This is a genomic window from Pseudomonas sp. Colony2 (assembly GCF_019382755.1).
Lineage (GTDB): Bacteria > Pseudomonadota > Gammaproteobacteria > Pseudomonadales > Pseudomonadaceae > Aquipseudomonas.
Genome location: NZ_CP080030.1, coordinates 5323338 through 5343895 on the forward strand (window position 1 = coordinate 5323338; position 20558 = coordinate 5343895).

17 protein-coding genes and 1 pseudogene are annotated in these 20558 nt (G+C 61.6%); 6 read left to right on the forward strand and 12 right to left on the reverse strand.

Features of this window, described 5'->3' with window-relative positions; all coding sequences use genetic code 11:
* The 10 genes and pseudogenes from JV201_RS21285 to JV201_RS21330 all read right to left on the reverse strand — a co-directional run.
* Nucleotides 1-538 (reverse strand): annotated as a pseudogene (locus JV201_RS21285) (flagellin); the annotation flags it as partial.
* Between the two features lie 266 nt (nt 539-804).
* Nucleotides 805-1734, reverse strand: coding sequence for a ketoacyl-ACP synthase III (locus tag JV201_RS21290; RefSeq protein ID WP_219406015.1), 930 nt, complete (start codon nt 1732-1734; stop codon nt 805-807).
* A gap of 303 nt (nt 1735-2037) precedes the next feature.
* Entirely contained in the window at nt 2038-3621 is a 1584-nt protein-coding gene (locus JV201_RS21295) for a flagellar hook-associated protein 3 (RefSeq protein WP_003214602.1), read from the reverse strand.
* Nucleotides 3622-3635: 14 nt separating this feature from the next.
* Nucleotides 3636-5672: a flagellar hook-associated protein FlgK gene (flgK, locus tag JV201_RS21300; RefSeq protein ID WP_102604682.1), complete on the reverse strand. Its 2037-nt coding sequence runs from the start codon at nt 5670-5672 to the stop codon at nt 3636-3638.
* A gap of 10 nt (nt 5673-5682) precedes the next feature.
* Entirely contained in the window at nt 5683-6945 is a 1263-nt protein-coding gene (gene flgJ, locus JV201_RS21305) for a flagellar assembly peptidoglycan hydrolase FlgJ (RefSeq protein WP_102604681.1), read from the reverse strand.
* A 4-nt stretch (nt 6946-6949) separates the two neighbouring features.
* Nucleotides 6950-8038, reverse strand: coding sequence for a flagellar basal body P-ring protein FlgI (locus tag JV201_RS21310; protein WP_032899355.1), 1089 nt, complete (start codon nt 8036-8038; stop codon nt 6950-6952).
* Between the two features lie 27 nt (nt 8039-8065).
* On the reverse strand, nt 8066-8761 hold the full coding sequence (gene flgH / locus JV201_RS21315) for a flagellar basal body L-ring protein FlgH (protein ID WP_003214607.1): 696 nt from the start codon (nt 8759-8761) through the stop codon (nt 8066-8068).
* 53 nt (nt 8762-8814) lie between these two features.
* Entirely contained in the window at nt 8815-9600 is a 786-nt protein-coding gene (flgG, locus tag JV201_RS21320; protein WP_003214609.1) for a flagellar basal-body rod protein FlgG, read from the reverse strand.
* A gap of 63 nt (nt 9601-9663) precedes the next feature.
* Complete coding sequence (locus tag JV201_RS21325) at nt 9664-10404, reverse strand: flagellar basal body rod protein FlgF (protein ID WP_003214611.1); 741 nt, start codon at nt 10402-10404, stop codon at nt 9664-9666.
* A 307-nt stretch (nt 10405-10711) separates the two neighbouring features.
* Nucleotides 10712-12277: a sigma-54-dependent phenylalanine hydroxylase transcriptional regulator PhhR gene (locus tag JV201_RS21330; protein WP_003214613.1), complete on the reverse strand. Its 1566-nt coding sequence runs from the start codon at nt 12275-12277 to the stop codon at nt 10712-10714.
* Nucleotides 12278-12543: 266 nt separating this feature from the next.
* Here JV201_RS21330 and phhA point away from each other — a divergent pair, with 266 nt between their 5' ends.
* The 3 genes from phhA to JV201_RS21345 all read left to right on the forward strand — a co-directional run bounded on the left by phhA (nt 12544) and on the right by JV201_RS21345 (nt 14992).
* Nucleotides 12544-13335, forward strand: coding sequence for a phenylalanine 4-monooxygenase (gene phhA / locus JV201_RS21335; protein ID WP_003214615.1), 792 nt, complete (start codon nt 12544-12546; stop codon nt 13333-13335).
* A 104-nt stretch (nt 13336-13439) separates the two neighbouring features.
* Nucleotides 13440-13796: a 4a-hydroxytetrahydrobiopterin dehydratase gene (locus tag JV201_RS21340; RefSeq protein ID WP_219406016.1), complete on the forward strand. Its 357-nt coding sequence runs from the start codon at nt 13440-13442 to the stop codon at nt 13794-13796.
* Nucleotides 13796-14992: an amino acid aminotransferase gene (locus JV201_RS21345; protein WP_177045146.1), complete on the forward strand. Its 1197-nt coding sequence runs from the start codon at nt 13796-13798 to the stop codon at nt 14990-14992. Before JV201_RS21340 ends, JV201_RS21345 begins: the two co-directional genes overlap by 1 nt.
* A gap of 149 nt (nt 14993-15141) precedes the next feature.
* Here JV201_RS21345 and JV201_RS21350 read toward each other — a convergent pair whose 3' ends face one another.
* Nucleotides 15142-15951 (reverse strand): UDP-2,3-diacylglucosamine diphosphatase, encoded by an 810-nt coding sequence (locus JV201_RS21350; protein ID WP_003214618.1) that lies wholly within the window; start codon nt 15949-15951, stop codon nt 15142-15144.
* A gap of 133 nt (nt 15952-16084) precedes the next feature.
* Between JV201_RS21350 and JV201_RS21355 the strand changes: the two genes are divergently transcribed.
* Nucleotides 16085-16876, forward strand: coding sequence for an AraC family transcriptional regulator (locus JV201_RS21355; protein WP_219406017.1), 792 nt, complete (start codon nt 16085-16087; stop codon nt 16874-16876).
* 154 nt (nt 16877-17030) lie between these two features.
* Nucleotides 17031-17921 (forward strand): DMT family transporter, encoded by an 891-nt coding sequence (locus tag JV201_RS21360; RefSeq protein WP_102369680.1) that lies wholly within the window; start codon nt 17031-17033, stop codon nt 17919-17921.
* On the opposite strand, the gene JV201_RS21365 is transcribed toward JV201_RS21360, so the two are convergent.
* A complete protein-coding gene (locus tag JV201_RS21365; RefSeq protein WP_003214624.1) occupies nt 17915-18202 on the reverse strand; it encodes a SelT/SelW/SelH family protein in 288 nt (95 codons plus the stop codon). The genes JV201_RS21360 and JV201_RS21365 overlap by 7 nt on opposite strands.
* An 83-nt stretch (nt 18203-18285) precedes the next feature.
* Between JV201_RS21365 and JV201_RS21370 the strand changes: the two genes are divergently transcribed.
* On the forward strand, nt 18286-20475 hold the full coding sequence (locus tag JV201_RS21370) for a patatin-like phospholipase family protein (RefSeq protein WP_177027712.1): 2190 nt from the start codon (nt 18286-18288) through the stop codon (nt 20473-20475).
* Nucleotides 20476-20558 lie beyond the last annotated feature (83 nt).

The following is a 20558-nucleotide window of genomic DNA, read 5'->3' on the forward strand; positions in this document are numbered from 1 at the left end:
TCTGAGCATTGGACAGCAGCTGCTGCGAACCAATGTTGTTAGCCGATACGTTGCCCAGGCTCATGTTAATGGTCTGGTTGGCGTTGGCGCCCACTTGGAAAGCGGTAGTACCGAAAGAACCGTCCAGCAGGTTACGACCACCGAAAGTGGTGGTGGAAGCGATACGGGTCAATTCAGAAGTCAGAGCCGCGTACTGAGCCTGGTTCGACTTACGGTCGTCAGCGCTGAGGGAGCCGTTAGCGGACGACAGAGCCAGGGAACGCATGGTCTGCAGGATGTTGGTGGATTGCTGCATCGCGCCTTCAGCAGTTTGCGCGATGGAGTTACCGTCACCGGCGTTCTTGATGGCAACGCCCAGGCCGTTGATTTGGCTGGTCAGACGACCAGCGATTTGCAGGCCGGCCGCATCGTCTTTGGCGCTGTTGATACGCAGGCCGGAGGACAGGCGCTGCATGGAAGTTTGCAGGGCGCTGGAAGCCTTGTTCAGGTTGTTCTGAACGGTCAACGAAGCAAGGTTGGTGTTTACTGTTAATGCCATGACGAAATCCTCGTGGGTGGTGTACTGCGGCTTCCGGCCCTGGCAACCGCCGGGTGTGGCCTAGAGAACCTTCGTAATAGTTATCGTCGTGAAAGCAGGTTGCTTGAGGACTTTTTTGATTTTTTTTACTGGCGCCGTGCCACCCCTTTTAATTCAAGCATTTACGATAGCCCAAACCCCAGCAATTGCTGGCTTTCTGGCGCCAAATAAAAAACGCCCATGATCTTTCGATCATGGGCGTTTTTTTGTGCAGCGCCTTTAAGTCGTCAAGGGCGGTGCAAAATCGCCGAGCCCCAGGACAGCCCCACACCAAAACCACTGATGGCGACGCGCTTCCAGGTGGAGTCGAGCATGTGCTTTTCCAGCAGCAGCGGAATGCTCGAGGACACGGTATTGCCGGTCTCGACCATGTCCTTGATGAACTTGTCCACCGGCGCGTCTTCGAAACGCCGGGCCACGGCGTCGACAATCGCCGCACTGCCCTGGTGGATGCAGAACGCATCGATCTCGTCAGCCTTGAGGTCCGATTCGTTGAGCAGCTCGTGCAAATGCGCCGGCACCTTGAGCAAGGCGAAGTTGAACACCTGGCGGCCGTTCATGAAGAACACGCCATCGCTGACCTTCAAGTGCGGCGCACCGGAACCGTCAGTGCCGAACTTGGACTTGCCCAACTGCCACGGCGCATCTTCACCCATCCAGGTGGCGGTAGCGGCATCGCCGAACAGCATGGTGGTGTTGCGGTCTTCCGGGTCGACGATCTTCGAGTACGGATCGGCGGTCACCAGCAGGCCGTTCTTCAGACCGGTAGCCTCCATGAAGCCCTTCATCGCATAGATGCCGTAGACGTAGCCCGAGCAGCCCAGGGAAATATCGAAGGCCGCCACGTGCGTCGGCAGGCCCAGCTTGTCCTGGACGATGGCGGCGGTGTGAGGCAAGCCCTCTTCGTCGCCATTCTGGGTAACGACGATCAGCGCATCGATGGACTCGCGCTTCAAATCGGGGTTGTTGGCAAACAAGGCGTTGACCGCCTCGACGCACAGATCGGAGGTTTCCTGCGCGGGATCCTTGCGCGGCAGGAACGCCGAACCGATCTTGCCAATGATGAATTCTTCATCCTTGGCGAATTTGGCACCCTGGGCGTAGTTATCAATCCCGTCTGCCGGCACGTAACTGGCGATGCTTTTTATGCCAATCATTGTGGCTTCCCAATACTAAATAGCTGGAGAACACCCCGCGAGACACGTCGCCGGGTGCTGACAATAATGGGGATGACCCCGCAAAAAACTCGCCGAAAACCGCCTTTGTACCCTGGCGGCAGGCCCTCGCAGAGACCTGGCGACGACCTATCCTTTTCACACGATACAGTGAAGATGCGCTTTATGACTCACAGGTCACTCAATTTTCTGCGCTTTGTGCGAAACACGGGGACATACAAACGCCAAAAACCACAACGGCCCACCCCGTTTCCAGGGTGAGCCGCCGGTTTGCAGCTGCGGACATCACATTTTGTTGAACAGGCTCAACTGAGAGATTTTCACAAAGGCCAACTGAGAGGCCTGCAGCATGGTTTGCTGAAGCTGCAGGTTGATCGCCGCCTGGCCCATGTCGACGTTGCCCAAGGAACTCATGGTGTTGGTATTGGCAGTCCCCAGGCTGGTGTTCTCATCCGTTTGAAGATCCAGGGCATTCTGGCGAGCACCGATGGAGCCGCGCACCTGGTCAATCTGTGAACTGGCGTTGTTCAGGTTGCCGATGGTTTTGGCCACCACATCCTTGAGGTTGTTCTGCGCGACCAGGTTGCCGTCAGCCGGCGTTTCCAGGGCTTTGCGCAATTGGCTCAACGTGTCCAGGGCGTTTTCGTTCTTGTTGCTGACGGCGCTGACCGCAAACTGGTCGCCCGCCCCTGGCGCACCACTGATGTCGAACGTCACGCCGGCCGCGTTGATCGAGGTGGCACCGGCAGCCATGGTGCCGGTCGCGATGGTCTTGCTGTTCGGACTGTAGGGCTGCGCATACACCTCATACGTGGTGCCGCTGGTGAATTTGATCACCGCACCGGTATCAGGGAAGGTGCTGGCGTAGGCCGCCTGATCCGTCACCTGGCCACCGGTGACTTGTGCAGTCGACGCGTTGCCTGGCGAACGCGAAGCACTGAAGGTGTCCGGCTTGGATTGCAGGGTGAACGCCTTGCCCGCCACCAGTGCGTCGGAGTCAGCGCCGGGCGCAACGTCCGCGCCGAGCGTCAGGCTGATATCGAACTTGACGCCGCGCAGGTTGACGCTGGATGCGCCCTCTTTGGTCGCGTCGAAAGTGCCGTTGCCGGGAATCTCGGAGGTAACGTCGTTACCGTCCTTGTCGGTCACGGAATACTGCGTGCTGCTGCTGAAGGTCAGCTTGTAGGGCTGGCCGTCGGTAAAACTCTTGGTGTAGGTGACACCGGAGGTCACCGTGCCCGCCGATACCGCGACCTTGCCGTCATTGACCGCAGGCGGCAACAACGTAGCCTGGGTGCGACCGGTGTTGGTCGAACTTTCCATCATCGACTTACCGGTGTCGCCCCCCGCCATCGACAGATTGTCCGAGATCTGCAAGCTCAGCGGCGTCTCGTCACCCTGATACGTGTAGGTGCCGTCGTTATTGCGGATGTAAGGCGGCGTGTCGGTTTTCGACCCGGAAAACATGTAGTTGCCGTTGGCATCCTTGGAGTTGAGCAAGCCCAGCACCTGGTCTTCAAGCGCGCCCACTTCGCTGGCGATGGATTTACGATCGTCATCGCTCAGGGACTGGTTGGCCGCACGCAGCGCCAGTTCATTACCGCGCTGCAAGGCGGTGTTGATGCTCTTTAACACCGATTCTTCGTTGGTCAGCGAGTTCTGCAGGGTGTTGATGTTGCCGTTGAACTGGCCAAGCATGTCTTTCTGTTGCTGCAATTGCAGCAAGCGCGCGGCGGCGACGGGGTCATCGGAGGCGGTCTGCACCCGGATACCGCTGCTCGCCTGGTCCTGGGCTTTCACCACACCGGAATAGTTCGTCTGGTACTTGCTGGCGCTGGTGTCGAAATACTGCTGTGTAGAAATACGCATCGTCCCAGACTCCTTTAAAGGGCATTAATCAGTGTGCTGAAAGTTTCTTGCGCAGCCTTGATGATCTGCGACGACGCGGTGTAGTACTGCTGGAACTTGATCATGTCACCCGCCTCTTCATCCAGGTTGACCTGGGACACCGAGTTGCTGGCCGCCTTGTTCGCTGCCAACAGCGCACCCGTCGCGGTGGAGTCGGTAGCGGCCTGGCTGGCTTTGGAGCCCACCTGCGACACGAGTCGGGCGTTGGCGCTGACCAGGCTCACACCCGGGCTGCCGTCGCTGGCGCCCACGGTGGCCTTGGTCTGCAAGTCCAGCAATTGCTGGGCGTTGCGGTTGTCGGAGGTGCCCGAAGCGTTGAACGAGAAAGTCGTGCTGTCACCATTGGCAGGCGAGCCGCCGACCGTGGTGTCGAAGTTGAAGCTTTTGCCCGGGATCAACGCACCCGAGGCATCGCGCATCGGTACGTTGATGCTGATCTTGTTGCCCTGGCCCGGGATGATGGTGCCACTGCCGATCGGATTGCCTTGCGCGTCGCTCACCGTATACGACTGGGTGCCGTCGGCGGCCGGCTTGCCAAAGAGCATTTTTACCGGCATGGAGTTTTCGATGCCGGCGCGCAACTGGGCGGTATCAGCGCCGCCATGAATATCCAGCGGCACAGTCAGCTGAGGCGGTGTGAACGTACCGGTGCCGGTGTTGGTCTTGCTTGCGTTCCCCGCCAAGGGGCCCGCGAAGGCGAGCTTGTTAACGTCCTTCAGGTCGACACCGATGCCCGTGGCCCCGTTGGCCGTGGGGCTGACCTTGAAGCTGTCACCGGCAGCCATGGGCCCTTTGCCGTCCAGTGCCAGGGTAAAGCCATCAATCACCGGCGGCGGCGTGGTGGTAGTGTCGAACGAACCCATGGCCTTGCCGTCGGAGCGGACGACGTTGTACTGGTTACCACTGGTAAACGTGACTTTGTAGTCGTAGGTCGTCAGCTGGCTGCTGTCCTTGATCGTGACATTCAGGTTGCCAGACCCCGCGCTGTTGCCGGCGGCCCCTTGGCTGCGCTGGGAAATCGCCGCCGCGCTGTTGATATCGGTGAACAGCGACGAACCGAATTCGCCGTTGAGGTCCAGGCCCTGGCCCAACTGATTGTTGATCGTGTCTGCCGTGGCAATCGCGATGCGCCCCAGATCATTGATGGCCGGCATCAGCACGTCACTGCGATAGCGCAGCAAGCCACCGATACTGCCGCCGGTGACTACATTACCAAGGTCAATGGACGAGTCGCCCATTGAGAGCTGGATGGTGTACTGGCTATTGTCGGTGCTACTCGGTACCGCAGAGATATTATTGGATATCCCGCCTTCCACCAGCGACTGCCCCGTACCGGTCGTAATACTGAACTGTCCGTTTTTTTCCGTGGCCGTAACGCCGATCAGCTCGTTGAGCGAGCGCACCGCTTCGTCACGCGAGTCCAGCAGGTTGGCCGGCGCACTGCTGGAAGTCCCCTGGGCCTGGGCAATCTGCTTGTTGAGCGAGGCGATCGAGGACGTCAGCTTGTTGACCTGGTCCGTCATGGTGCTCAACTGACTGTTGATCGTTTGTTTCTGCTGGTTCAACTGGCCGGAAATGGAGTTGAAGCGGTTGCTCAGGGTCTGGGCGCTGGTCAGCAGCAATTGGCGCGCGGACACGTCGCCCGGGGTGGCAGAAGCCGTCTGCGCCGCCGCGAAAAAGGCACTGAGCACCGAAGACATGCCGGTGTTGGAATCCGACAAGGTCTTGTCGATGGCACTGGCCTGGTCCAGGTAGGCGTTGGCATCGCTGTCGAGTGCCGTGCTGTTCTGGTAAGCCGTGGTGAGAAACTGGTTGTACACCCGACGCACGTCCGCCAGGGTCGTACCGGTGCCGATAAATACGCCGCCGTAGGCGTTCGACGCATTCGCGGTCTGAGCGCTCTGTTGACGCGAGTATCCCGGGGTGTTGACGTTGGCGATGTTGTTACTTAAGACCGACAACGATCCCTGGGCGGCATTGAGCCCCGACATCCCGATATTGAGCAAACTCATGATTCAGACCTTATAAATGAGTGGAAGCGCCCGCGGCAGCGTAGTTCTGGTAGCTGTTCATCGTTTTTGCGATCTGCGAAATCTTGCTGGCGTAATCCGGGTCGGTTGCATAACCGGCTTTTTGCAACTCGCGCACAAACTGTTCCGGGTTGTCGGCTGATTTCACAACTTCTTTATAGCGATCATTGCTTTGCAGCAACGTGACCAGGTCATGGAAGCTGTCCTGGTAGGAATTGTAGGAACGGAACTGCGCCGTCTCCTTGACCATCGCGCCATCGCGAAACTCGCTGGTGATCGCCCGGGCCTGTTCGCCCTGCCAACTCTGGCCGGCCTTGATACCGAACAGGTTGTGGCTGCTGGTGCCATCCTCGGCACGCATCACCGATTTACCCCAACCGGTTTCCAGGGCGGCCTGGGCCACCAGGTAGCGTGGATCGACGCCAATCCTCGCAGCGGCCTGCTTGGCCATCGGCAACATGGTGGCGACAAATTCATCCTGCGAGCTGAAGGCTTTCTTCGCCGGTGCCAGCGGTGGCTGGGCGACGGCGCGGCCGTAAACCTGCATCTGCCCGCGAGGCGGTATGGCGGCAAGGCTGCGGGCGGTGCTGTTGACCACGCCATCATCGGCAGCGCTGTTGCGCAGCGGCGCGGCCTTGGCGGCAGTGGTAGCCTCGGCACCCGGCACGATGCCGGCCAGCAGGCGATCCGTCAGCTTGCTCGGCAACGAGATGCGTCGCTGGTTCATCAGCGCCATGTCGTTGGCGTGGGAGTTGGTGCCTTCAGGCACCGCCACGCGGTACGCCCACAATGGTCGCTGACCATTGCTGCGGCCCAGCGGGCCATCGGCCTTGGTACCGGCGGCAATTTCAGTCGGCACATCCACCTTCTTCGCGGGCGCAGCCGGGCCTTGCAAGGTGGCCGCCTGGGCGTCCACCGGTTTGTTCTTCTGCATCTGGCGCAGCAGCACGTCCGCCAGGCCGATACCACCGCCCTCGCGAGACAGGGAAACCGCCAACTGCTGGTCGTACATTTCCTGGTACTGCTTGGCCGCCGGGGTATTCAGCGGGTTGTCCTTGCCCAGGGCTTCGGTGGCCGAACGCATGGACTTGAGCATCTCGCCGAGAAACAGCGACTCGAATTCCTGCGCGACCTTGCGCATGTTGCCGTCGCTGTTCTTGTCGCCGACCTTCAACTGGTTAAGCCGGTTGAGGTCGGAATAGGAACCCGAATCCGCCGTGCTGGTCAGGCCGCTCTTGCGCATGTCCATGGCCATGGCGTCAGATCACGATCAGGTCGGCTTGCAAGGCGCCGGCCTGTTTCAATGCTTCGAGGATCGCCATCAAGTCGCCGGGCGCTGCGCCCACCTGGTTCACCGCACGGACAATCTCGTCCAGGGTGGTGCCGGGGCCGAACTTGAACATCGGCTTGGCTTCTTGCTGGGCATTCACCCGCGAACGGGGTACCACGGCAGTCTGGCCGTTGGACAACGGGCCAGGCTGGCTGACGATCGGGTCTTCGGTGATGGTCACGGTCAGGCTGCCGTGGGTCACGGCCGCTGGCGAAACCTTGACGTTCTGGCCGATCACGATGGTGCCGGTCCGCGAGTTGATGATGACTTTCGCCACCGCCTGGCCTGGGTCAACCTCAAGGTTTTCCAGCAGGGACAGGTAGTCCACACGCTGGCTTGGGTCCAGCGGTGCCGTCACACGAACCGAGCCGCCATCGATGGCCTGGGCCACGCCCGGGCCGAGCAGCTCATTGATCTTGTCGACCACGCGCTTGGCGGTGGTGAAGTCAGAGCGGTTGAGGTTCAGGGTCAGGCTGTTGCCCTGGTTGAAGCCGCTGGGCACGGTGCGCTCCACCGAGGCACCACCGGGAATCCGCCCGGCCGACGGCACGTTGACGGTAATCTTCGAACCGTCGCGGCCTTCGGCATCAAAGCCACCCACCACCAGGTTGCCCTGGGCAATGGCGTAGACGTTGCCGTCGATACCTTTGAGCGGCGTCATCAGCAAGGTGCCGCCGCGCAGGCTTTTCGAGTTACCCATGGACGAGACGGTGATATCGACCACCTGCCCCGGCTTGGCGAACGGCGGCAAGTCAGCGCTGATGGACACCGCAGCGACGTTCTTCAACTGCACGTTGCCCGAGCCCGGCGGTACCTTGATGCCGAACTGCGAGAGCATGTTGTTGAAGGTCTGCAGGGTGAACGGGGTCTGGGTGGTCTGGTCACCCGTGCCGTTAAGCCCCACCACCAGGCCGTAGCCGATCAGCTGGTTGGACCGCACGCCGGAAATGCTCGCGATGTCTTTCAAGCGCTCGGCCTGGGCTCCTGCGCTCAGGGCCAGCAGCAACATCGCAGCCATCAGCTGTTTGAAGTTCAAAGTGATCACCTAGAAAGGGAACAGCGGGCTAAGGAAGAAACGGTCAAACCAGCCCGGCTGACTGGCGTCAGCAAACGAACCCGTACCCGAGTAGGTGATGCGTGCATCGGCAATCCGTGTCGACGGCACGGTGTTGTCGGTGGAGATATCGTCGGCGCGAACCATGCCCGCAATGCGCACCAGTTCGTCACCGGTGTTGAGGGTCATCCACTTCTCGCCGCGTACGGCAATGATGCCGTTGGGCAGCACGTCGGCCACGGTCACGGTGATCGAGCCGGTCAGGCTGTTGCCCTGCCCTGCCGCACTCTTGCCGTTGGTGGCGCGGTCGCCGCTGTAGCCGGCGTCCAGGCTCAGGTCACCGCTGCCCAGCGGGTTGTTGGTGTTCGGTACACCGCCAAACAACGAAGTCAGGCCGATGCTGGTCTTGCTGGTCTTGCCGATCTGCGAGTTGGCGTTCTTGCTCGCCTGGGTCTTCTCGTTCAGCGTGATGGTGATGATGTCACCGACCCGGAAGGCCTTGCGGTCGCTGTACAGGTTCTGTTCGAACCCGGCCTGGTAGATCGAGCCATTGTTGGCGGCCGCCGGCAACGGCGTGCGCGGCAACACCGGCGCATAGTACGGGTCATTGGGCTTAGGCGTCGGGGCGACACAGCCCGCGAGCACAGCAATCCCACTCAATGCCAGAACAGAAACATAGCGATTCATGACCCATACCTCACGGTGTTGCAGGCGCCTTCAAGGGCGCCCCATAGACTTGATTACAGATTCTGCGTTACGAACGAAAGCATCTGGTCGGCGGTGGAAATCACCTTGGAGTTCATCTCGTAGGCGCGCTGAGTGGTGATCATGTTGACCATCTCTTCAACGGTGCTGACGTTGGACGTTTCCAGGGTGCTTTGCAGGGTGGTACCAAAACCGTTGAGGCCCGGGGTGCCGATTTGCGGCGCGCCGCTGGACGCGGTTTCCAGGAACAGGTTGTTACCGATCGCCTGCAGGCCGGCTGGGTTGATGAAGTCGGCGGTTTGCAGGTTGCCGATCACCTGGGACGCCGGGTTGCCGGCCACGGTGATCGACACGGTGCCGTCGTTGCCGACGGTGAAGGTCTGGGCGTTGTTCGGCACGACAATCGCCGGCTCCAGCGCGAAGCCATTGGCGGTCACGACTTGGCCGTTGGAGTCCAGGTGGAACGTACCGTCACGGGTGTAGGTGGTGGTGCCGTCCGGCTGCAGGATCTGGAAGAAACCCTTGCCGTTGACTGCCAGGTCCAGCGGTTGGCCGGTCTGCTGCAGGTTACCGGCGCTGAAGTTCTTCTGGGTGCCAACGATTGCCACACCGGTACCCAGTTGCAGGCCCGACGGCAATTCGCTGTCCTGGGTCGACTGGGCGCCAGGCTGCTTCTTGATCTGATAGAGCAAGTCCTGGAACTCGGCGCGGTCACGTTTGAAACCCGTGGTCGACACGTTGGCCAGGTTGTTGGAAATGGTGGTCAGGTTGGTGTCCTGGGCGGACAGGCCTGTCTTGGCAACGTATAGAGCCGGAAGCATGTTCTTCTCCTTCGTGCGCCTGTTTTATGGCGCCGCGCTACAAAAATTAGTGTGTGGCTGCTATCAGCTCATCGCCAGGACGCGGGTCATGGCCTGGTCGTCTTCTTTGGCGCTGTTCATCATCTTGATGTGCAATTCGAACTGCTTGGACAGGGCCAGGACTGCCGTCATTTCTTCGACGGCGTTCACGTTGCTCGCCTGCAGGAAGCCCGACGTCAGCTTGACGTTGGCATCGGCCTGGGCCGGCTGGCCATCCTTGGTGTGGATGGTGCCGTCGAGGCCCTTGGTCATGTTCTTGAGGTCGGGCTGCACCAGCTTGATCCGGTCCACTTCAGCCATCACCCGCGGGCCTTCGCCCATGGCGCGGATGCTGATGGTGCCGTCCTGGCCGACTTCGATCTGCTGCTGGGGCGGCACGGCAATCGGGCCGCCGTTGCCCATGATCGGCATACCGTTGCCGGCCCGCAGCACGCCCAGCGCATCGACGTTCATGCTGGCGCTGCGCACGTAGGACTCGCCGCCATCCGGGTTTTGCACGGCCATCCAGCCGTCACCGCTGACGGCCACATCGAGGTCACGGCCGGTTTCAATCATCGCGCCAGGGGAAAAGTCCGTGCCTGGGCGCTCGGTCAAGGCAAAGGCCCGCGCCGGAAAGCTGTCACCGAACACCGGCATCGAGCGCGCCTGTTCCAGGTCACGCTGGAAACCATTGGTGGAAACGTTCGCCAAGTTGTTGGCGTGGGCCTTCTGCGCCAGTGCATTCTGGCTGGCGCCGGTCATTGCCACGTAAAGGTACTTATCCACGCTCTTTCCTCTTTCTGACGGACGCTTGCCGCCCACCGCTGTACTGATGAGGCTTAAGCAATTTGCGAACCAACTTTTTGAAATGAGGGAAAGTCCAGGCGGGGCGGGGGTTTGCCGGCAGGTAGCAGTTGAGGGCAGTAGGAAGAGAGTCGAAAAAACGGCGGACTTATGCCGCTAACGGCAAGTGCAGGTATMAAGACCGACAAAGAACCCATGTGGGAGCGGGCTTGCTCGCGAATGCGGAGTGTCAGYCACCGGATAATTCGACTGACCCACCGCATTCGCGAGCAAGCCCGCTCCCACAGGTTTAACCGCGTTCGGCTTTGACGACTTCGTAGTCACGCAATTTGTTGGCGATGGTGGTGTGGGACACGCCCAGCCGCTTGCCCAACAGACGGCTGCTGGGATGCTCGGCATACAACTGCGCCAGCACGGCCTTTTCAAAGCGCCCGACGATCTCCTCCAACCCGCCTTCCAGGGAAAAATCCCCCAGCGGCTGGCGCACGCCATAGTCCGGCAGGCGAATGTGCTCGGCCTTGACGGTGCCGCCCTCACACAGCGAAACCGCCTGGAACAGCACGTTCTCCAACTGCCGCACATTCCCCGGCCAGTGGTAATGGCTGAGGCGTTCCATCGCCGCCGGTGCGAGCTTGGGCAGCGGGCAGCCGATCTGCCGGCTGGCCTGATCCAGGAAGTGCTCCACCAGCGGTGGCAAACCGTCGAGGCACTCGCGTAGCGGCGGGATATGCAGCGAGAGCACATTGAGACGATGGTAAAGGTCCTGGCGGAATTCGCCCCGGGCGCACAGTTCGGAAAGGTCCACCTGGGTCGCGCAGATCACCCGCACATCCAGGTACACCTCTTCATCACTGCCTACACGGCGAAAGCAGCCGTCCTGCAGAAAGCGCAGCAACTTCACCTGCAACCGCGCGCTCATTTCACCGACGCCGTCGAGAAACAACGTACCGCCCGCCGTCAGCTCCAGCAGTCCCAACTTGCCCTCCGCCCTCGCCCCTTCAAAGGCGCCGGGACCATAGCCGAACAACTCGGTCTCGGCCATGGACTCGGGCAAACCTGCGCAGTTGAGCGCCATCAACGGCGACTGGCCGCGCGGGCTGGCCAGGTGGCAGGCGCGGGCCAGCAACTCTTTGCCGGTGCCGGTTTCGCCTTCTATTAATAGAGGCGCATCCAACGGCGCCATGCGCCGAGCCTCACGCACCACGGCGGCCATGACCCTGGAGCTTTGGAAAATGCTGTCGAAGCCGCGCAGTTCCTGCTTGCGCACATTGTAGATACGCTCACCCACCCGGTCGGCGCGGTGCAGGGTCAGTACGGCGCCGGCCATGGCTTCGCTGTCGTCATGCTCGGAGGATTGCAGCGGCGCAATATCGGCCAGGAATACATCGCCCTTGACCTTGACCCGCAGGCCGTTGATTCGCGATTTGCTGGCCCGTACCAGTTCCGGCAAATCGAAATCTTCGGCGTAGCGCGACAACGGAATGCCCGGCACCTCATCCACCCGTACTCCGAGCAACTGCGCCGCCGCGCGGTTGGCCGCGACGATGGAGCCGCCCATGTCGATGGACAGCACCGGAAACTCCAGCGCCCCCAGCAGCGCGTTGAGCTCCATATGCCGACGCTCGCTGGGCATCAGCCCTACCCGCTTGACGCCAAATACCCCGGCAATCGCCTCGAACTGCGGGCGCAATGCCTGGAACTGCAGGTTCACCAGGTTCGGGCAATAGAGGTAAATGGCGTTGCCGTGCTCGCCACCGACCTCGCCCTTGGCAACGTTCACGCCGTACTCCACCAGCAGGTTGAGGATGTCCCGCAGGATGCCGATGCGGTTCTGGCAATGCACTTTGATACGCATGAGAAGGCCCGAAGAGGTGGAGTCGCTGCGTCTTTTTGCCGCCGGCCGCAGATAATCGTCAAGATTATGTGACAGCTGCGAGGCGATTCACACCCAAAATACGCCACAGGGAGAACGAATCGCCTCAGCCGTAACGAAAACTTTACGAATACCGGTAACTTTTCCTACAAAAGCGTGGCGCAGGAGGATGGCTTCCTGGCCCAGGCGGCGTATCAATAGGCTCATCCCAGGACATAACAAGAACGAATGCCTAGCAGGAGAGCAGTATGAAGCAGACGCAGTACGTGGCCCGCGAGCCCGACGCGAACGGTTTTATCGACTACCCGCCCGAAGAACACGCGGTGTGGAACACCTTGATCACGCGCCAACTGAAAGTGATCGAGGGCCGCGCCTGCCAGGAATACCTGGACGGCATCGACAAGCTCGGCCTGCCCCACGACCGCATTCCACAGCTGGCGGAAGTCAACAAAGTGCTGGCCGAGACCACGGGCTGGCAAGTCGCCCGGGTGCCGGCACTGATCCCCTTCCAGACTTTTTTCGAATTGCTCGCCAACAAGCAGTTTCCGGTGGCGACGTTTATTCGTACCCGTGAAGAGCTGGATTACCTGCAGGAACCGGACATTTTTCACGAGATCTTCGGCCATTGCCCACTGCTGACCAACCCCTGGTTCGCGGAATTCACCCACACCTACGGCAAGCTCGGCCTGGCCGCCACCAAGGAACAGCGCGTGTACCTGGCGCGCCTGTACTGGATGACCATCGAGTTCGGCCTGGTGGACACGCCCGAAGGCCGGCGCATCTACGGTGGCGGCATCCTGTCTTCGCCCAAGGAGACCGTGTACTGCCTCTCGGACGTGCCCGAGCATCAAGCCTTCGACCCGCTCGAAGCGATGCGCACGCCGTATCGCATCGACATCCTGCAACCCGTGTACTTCGCCCTGCCCAACCTCAAGCGCCTGTTCGAAGTGGCGCAGGAAGACATCATGGGCATGGTCGAACGCGGGATGCAGCTGGGGCTGCACGCACCGAAGTTCCCGCCCAAGCCAAAAGCGGCTTGAACTGCGGCTTTTAGGGCCAGGTGAGTCTGTTCCCTGGCCCCGCGTTGCTTTAGGGTGACGCTACTGACGACCGTTTCCAAATACTCGATTTCAGGAATACCCACATGACCACGTTGAACCAAGCCCACTGCGAAGCCTGCCGCGCCGACGCCCCGCAAGTCAGCGACGAAGAGTTGTCGGTGCTGATCAAGCAGATCCCCGACTGGAACATCGAAGTACGCGATGGCGTGATGCAGCTGGAAAAGGTCTTCCTGTTCAAGAATTTCAAATTCGCCCTGGCCTTCACCAACGCCGTGGGCGCGATCTCCGAAGCTGAAGGCCATCACCCGGGCCTGCTCACCGAATGGGGCAAAGTCACCGTGACCTGGTGGAGCCACTCCATCAAGGGCCTGCACCGCAACGACTTCATCATGGCCGCGCGCACCGACGAAGTGGCCAAGGATGCAGAGGGCCGCAAGTAATGCATTTCGACGCAATTGGCCGGGTGCCCGGAGACCCGATCCTCGGGCTGATGGAGCTGTATGCCCAGGACCCGAACCCGCTCAAGTTCGACCTCGGCGTGGGCGTGTACAAGGACGACCAGGGCCTGACGCCGATCCCGCACTCGGTGAAACTGGCCGAGCAGCGCCTGGTGGAGCAACAAACCACCAAGACCTACATCGGCGGCCATGGCAACGCCGCGTTCGGCTCGCTGATCAGCGAGCTGGTGCTGGGCGCCGGTTCGCCACTGCTGAGTGAACGCCGCGCCGGCGCCACCCAGACGCCTGGCGGCACCGGCGCGCTGCGCCTGAGCGCCGACTTTATCGCCCACAGCCTGCCCGGCCGTGGCGTATGGCTGAGCAACCCGACCTGGCCGATCCACGAAACCATCTTCGCCAAGGCCGGGCTCAAGGTCAGCCATTACCCGTACGTGGGCAGCGACAATCGCCTGGACGTAGCGGCGATGCTGGCCACCCTGTCCACCGTGCCAAAAGGCGATGTGGTGCTGCTGCACGCCTGCTGCCACAACCCGACCGGTTTCGACCTGTCCCACGATGACTGGCGCCAGGTGCTGAAGATCGTCCAGGAACGTCAGTTGCTGCCGCTGATCGACTTTGCGTATCAGGGTTTTGGCGATGGCCTGGAACAGGATGCATGGGCCGTGCGGCTGTTCGCGGCTGAGCTGCCTGAAGTACTGATCACCAGTTCCTGCTCGAAGAACTTCGGCTTGTACAGCGACCGTGTCGGCGCGTTGATTGTGTGCGCGGCGGACGCCGAGAAACTGACGGATGTGCGCAGCCAGCTGGCGTTCATTGCGCGTAACTTGTGGTCGACGCCGCCGGACCATGGTGCTGCTGTGGTGGCGACGATTCTCGGTGACGCCGGGCTGAAAAAGCAGTGGGCCGAGGAAGTTGAAGCGATGCGGGCGCGGATTGCGCAGCTGCGTTCCGGGCTGGTGGAGGCGTTGGCGCCCCATGGCTTGTCGGAGCGGTTTGCGCACATCGCGGCGCAACGCGGGATGTTTTCCTATACCGGGTTGAGTGCGGACCAGGTGAAGCAACTGCGGGACAAGCACAGCGTGTATATGGTCAATTCCGGGCGTGCGAACGTGGCGGGGATTGACGCGACGCGGTTGACGTTGTTGGCAGAAGCCATCGCGGATGTTTCCCACACCTGACTGAAGAAACCGGCTCCAAATGTGGGAGCGGGCTTGCTCGCGAAGGCGGTGGGTCAGTCGAATTATCTGGTGACTGACCCACCGCATTCGCGAGCAAGCCCGCTCCCACATTTAGACCGAGTGAGTCTGTGAGTCTGTGGGTTTGAGGCTTAGCCCGCGACCATTTCGGCCTTTAGCTGTGCCTCTTTCGCCTGGGCATCCGCCAATCGATACAGCTCGATATGCCCGTCCCAGTGCTCGATCAGCGCTGTGCACGACTCCACCCAATCCCCGCAATTGAGGTAGTCCACCTCGCCCACCTTGCGAATCTCCGCATGGTGGATGTGCCCGCACACCACGCCATGCAGCTCGCGCTTGGTCACTTCATGGGCGATCGCTTCTTCAAAATCACTGATAAAGCTCACCGCCGTCTTGACCTTGTGCTTGAGGTACGCCGACAACGACCAATAGCCGTAGCCATAGCGCGCCCGCCAGTGGTTCAGCCAGCGGTTGAGCGTGAGGGTGAATTCGTAGGCCGAATCGCCGAGGAACGCCAGCCAGCGGTGGTACCGGGTGATCACGTCGAACTGGTCGCCATGGATCACCAGCAAATGCCGGCCATCGGCAGTCACGTGCACCGCCTCGTCCACCAACTGGATATTGCCAAGGATCAGCTTCGAATAACGCCGCAGGAATTCATCGTGGTTGCCGGTGACGTAGATCACCTCGGTGCCGCGCTTGCTCATGGTCAGCAGGCGGCGGATCACGTTGGTGTGGGCCTGGGGCCAATACATGCCACTGCGCAGCTTCCAGCCGTCGATGATGTCGCCCACCAGGTAGACCTTGTCGGCGTGGTAGCCCTTGAGGAAATGCGAGAGGTGTTCGGCCTGGCAATCCCGGGTGCCCAAATGCACGTCGGAAATCCACAGGGTACGCACGCGTTGCTTGCGGCTGGGTTTGGCGAGTTCGGCGCTGGTCATGGGCATGCCTCACGGTGTTTTCGCGAGCTTGCGCCCACGGGATTAATAGCCCATGACAGTGTTGCGTCAGTCTGATGACAGCGCCCACAGGCGGCGAAGCGATGTAAACTGCAGGCCTGCCCAGGAGACTGCGATGAGACCCAACCTCACGCTACGCCACTACCCCGATGCGCCTATCGCCCATAGCCACGACCATGCACAGCTGGTGTTTGGCCTGTCCGGGCACCTGGACTTCGAGGTGGATGGCCGGGGCGGCCAGGTGCAGCACAGCAGTGTGATGGTGCTGCCCTACTCCGCCCATCACGCGTGCCGCAGTCGCGATGGCAGCCGCTGCCTGGTGCTGGACGTGCCCGATGAGCACTGGCTGGCGCAGTCCCTGGGCGAGCATGCCGACGCCAGCCGCCGCTTGCTCGACCGGTGCGCACACCTGACCCTCGACAATCGCCAAAGCCAACTGGTGCAGTGGTTGGCAAGCAGCCCGGTGGACGACCCGCTGATCGCCCAGCAAGGCGCCATATTGCTGCTGGCCAGCCTCAACCTTGCGCAGCCGCCGGAGGGCAAGCGCCTGCCCTATGCCGCGTTCGATGCGCATATCCAGCGGCACGCCGCGCACCCACTGCAAGTGGCGGACCTGGCGAAGCTCGCCGACCTGTCCGTCGCCCGCCTGCATGCACGGTTTATCGCGGAAAGCGGGCAGACGCCGATGGACTACATCCGCACTCGGCGCTTGCAGATGGCCCGCGGCCTGTTGCGCGACAGCCAGCTGCCGATCGGCGAGATTGCCGCGCGGGTGGGCTATGGTTCGCAAAGTGCATTTGCTGCGGCGATGTTGCGCGAGTTTGGCCTCTCGCCCCGAGCCTTCAGACGAGCACCGCCCAATGTGGGAGCTGGCTTGCCTGCGATAGCATCACCGCGCGCTATCTGAACGACCGAGTTGTCTGCATCGCAGGCAAGCCAGCTCCCACAGGGATCTTCACCAAGCAAGAGTCCTGCGACAAAAGCCGCGAGCCCAACGACAGACGCGAACGCCTGCAACCCTCTAGACTGCGATCCTGTAAACCCGTCGTTTAAGGATCGCAATGACTCCCCGCACAGCCCTCGGCGCCCTGCATATCGGCGCATTGATGTTTGGCCTCACTGGTGTGTTCGGCAAACTGGCGGCCGCTTCGCCGGCGATTATCGTGTTCGGCCGCGCCGCGTTCGCGGTCATTGCCCTGGCGATCTTTGCGCGCTTTGCCAGCAACACGCCATGGCAGAAGCTGCAAGCCCGCGACTGGCGCCGCCTGCTGGTCAGCGGCCTGCTGCTGGCCGGGCATTGGGTGAGTTTCTTTATTGCGGTAAAGGTCGCCGGTGTGGCCATCGCCACCTTGGGCTTCGCCACCTTCCCGGCGTTCACGGTGATTCTCGAAGGCTTGATTTTCCGCGAGCGGATTCGCGCCAACGAGATCCTGCTGGTGGTGCTGGTGAGCATCGGCCTGGTGCTGGTCACGCCGGATTTCAATCTCGCCAGCCAGGCCACCAGCGGCTTGCTGTGGGCGGTCGGCTCCGGCTTGTTGTTCTCGCTGCTGTCGCTGAACAACCGCGCCAGTGGGCGCATCCCGCCGGTGCAGGCCGCCTTGTGCCAGAACGTGGTGGTAGCGCTGTGCCTGTTGCCCGTCGCCGCGCCCGGGCTGGCCGAAGTGCGACCAGTGGACTGGCTGTGGATCGGTCTGCTCGGGGTGTTCTGCACCGGCTTGGCCCATAGCCTGTTTGTCGCCAGCCTCGCGGTGCTCAAGGCGCGCACGGCGGCGGTGGTGTTCGCCATGGAGCCGGTGTACGGCATCACCGCGGCCTGGCTGCTGTTTGCTGAAACACCAACCCTGCGCATGCTGATGGGCGGCGCGCTGATCATCGTGGCCATCGTGGTGTCCGGGCTGATGGGCGGCGCCAAACCGGCCAAGCAGCCGGCCACCACGGCCGAGGTTCACTGAGTACGGTCGTTATGCCCCAGGTCCCGTTGCGGGTCGATCTGGTCACGTACCCGTTGCTTGAGCACCTTGGCTTCCGGGAAGCCGCCGTCGGCCTTGCGTTCCCAGATCTGCACACCGTCGCAGGTAATCCGAAACGCACCGCCGGTGGCCGGCTCCAGGGCCACTTTGCCGAGGTCATCGGCGAACGTGCTCAGCAGTTCCTGGGCCAGCCAGGCGGCGCGCAGCAGCCACTGACACTGGGTGCAATAGGTGATGACAATCTCGGGCTTGGCCGCTGACATGAATTGACTGGCTCCTGCTTGGCGGGTTGAAAGGATCGAGTGGCTATAATACCGGCCTTTATCGTCCTGCCTTGAGATTGATGATGCGCCGCCTGTTGTCCTGCCTGTTGCTGTGCCTGTTCCCTGTCCTCGTCCAAGCCGTCGAAAATCCGCGCCCGAAGATCGGCCTGGTCCTCTCCGGCGGTGCCGCCCGTGGCCTGGCGCACATTGGCGTGCTCAAGGCCCTGGAAGAACAGGGCATCCACATCGATGCGATTGCCGGCACCAGCATGGGTGCAGTGATCGGCGGGCTGTATGCCTCGGGCTACAAGATCGACGAGCTGGAAAAACTCGCGCTGAACATCGACTGGAAGCTCGCCCTGTCTGACGCGCCACCGCGGGAAGACGTGCCATTCCGGCGCAAGCAGGATGACCGGGATTTCCTGGTCAAACAGAAACTCAGCTTCCGCGACGACGGCAGCCTCGGCCTGCCACTGGGGGTGATCCAGGGTCAGAACCTGGCCTTGCTGCTGGAAAGCATGTTCGCCCACACCAGTAACGTGCGGGATTTCGACAAGCTGCCGATCCCCTTCCGCGCTGTGGCCACCGACATCACCAGTGGTGAAAAAGTGGTGTTCCGCAAAGGCCACCTGCCCCAGGTGATCCGCGCCAGCATGTCGATCCCGGCGGTGTTTGCCCCGGTGGAGCTGGATGGCCGGCTGCTGGTGGATGGCGGCATGACCGATAACATCCCGCTGGATGTGGCGCGGGAAATGGGGGTCGACATCGCCATCGTCGTCGACATCGGCACCCCGCTGCGCTCCCGCAAGCAACTCAACACCGTGGTGGACGTGCTCAACCAGTCCATCACCCTGATGACCCGGCGCAATTCCGAAGAACAACTCAAGGCCCTGGCGCCCCGCGACGTGCTGATCCAGCCGCCCCTGGCCGCCTACGGGGTGACGGATTTCGGGCGCGCCAAGGACATGATCGACGCGGGCTACCGCGCCACCCGCGCACTCGACGTGCGCCTGGCGCACCTGCGCCCGGCCGAACCGGTGGACCCGTCGCTGGTGGCCGCGCGAACGGCCGGCGAGCGCAACCCGGTGATCACCGCAATCAAGGTAGAGAACGACTCCAAGGTGGGCGACGAGGTGATCCGCTACTACATCCGCCAGAACCTCGGCGAGCCCCTGGACCTGGCCCGCCTGCAAACCGACATGGGCACTCTGTACGGCCTGGATTACTTCGAACAGGTGCAATACCGCGTGGTGAAAAAGGGCAAGGACAACACCCTGGTCATCAGTGCCCGGGGCAAACGCAGCGGCACCGACTACCTGCGCCTGGGCCTGAACCTGTCGGATGACATGCGCGGCGACAGCGCCTTCAACCTCGGCGCCAGCTACCGCATGAACGGCATCAACCGCCTCGGCGCCGAATGGCTGACGCGGGTGCAGATCGGGGACAAGCAGGAGCTGTACAGCGAGTTCTATCAGCCGATGGACACCGGTTCACGCTACTTCGTCGCGCCCTATATCAGTGCCCAGGCGCAGAACGTCGAACTGATTGAAGACAATAACCCGATCTCCGAATACCGCCTGGAACGCTACGGCTTCGGCCTGAACGTGGGCCGGCAGATCGGCAACAGCGGCGAGATTCGTTTCGGCGTCGGCGAGGCCTGGGGCAAGGCGGATGTGCGCATTGGCGACCGGAATTCACCGAGCATCAACTTCAGCGAGGGTTTCTATGAGCTGAAGTACTCCTTCGACTCGTTCGACAACGTGTACTTCCCCCATACCGGCGAAGACATTGGCCTGGCCTTCCGGGAGTTCGAACCGGGGCTGGGTTCGGACCAGCGCTATCGCCAGTGGGAGTTCAAGCTGGACAAAGCCATGAGCAGCGGGCCGGACACACTGATCCTCGGCGGGCGCTATGGGCGCACCCTGGATAAGTCGGACGTGGTGATTTCCAGCTTCCTGCTGGGGGGCGCGCGGCAGCTGTCGGGCTTCCGGGAGGATGCGATTGCCGGGCAGAACATCAGCCTGATGCGCGCGGTCTACTATCGCCGGCTGACGCCGCGGTCTTATTTGCCGCTGGATTTCCCGTTGTACCTGGGCGCATCACTGGAGCGAGGGCGGGCTTGGAACAACGACAATGAATACGACAGCGGGTACATCAACGCCGCCAGTATTTTCCTGGGGTTTGATACGCCGCTGGGGCCGTTGAATTTCAGTTATGGGTTTAACGATGACAGTCAGCAGGCGGTGTACCTGAACCTGGGGCAAACCTTCTAACTACGCCGCAAAACCCATGTGGGAGCGGGCTTGCTCGCGAAGGCGGTGTGTCAGTCAGCACATGTATTCACTGACACTCCGCC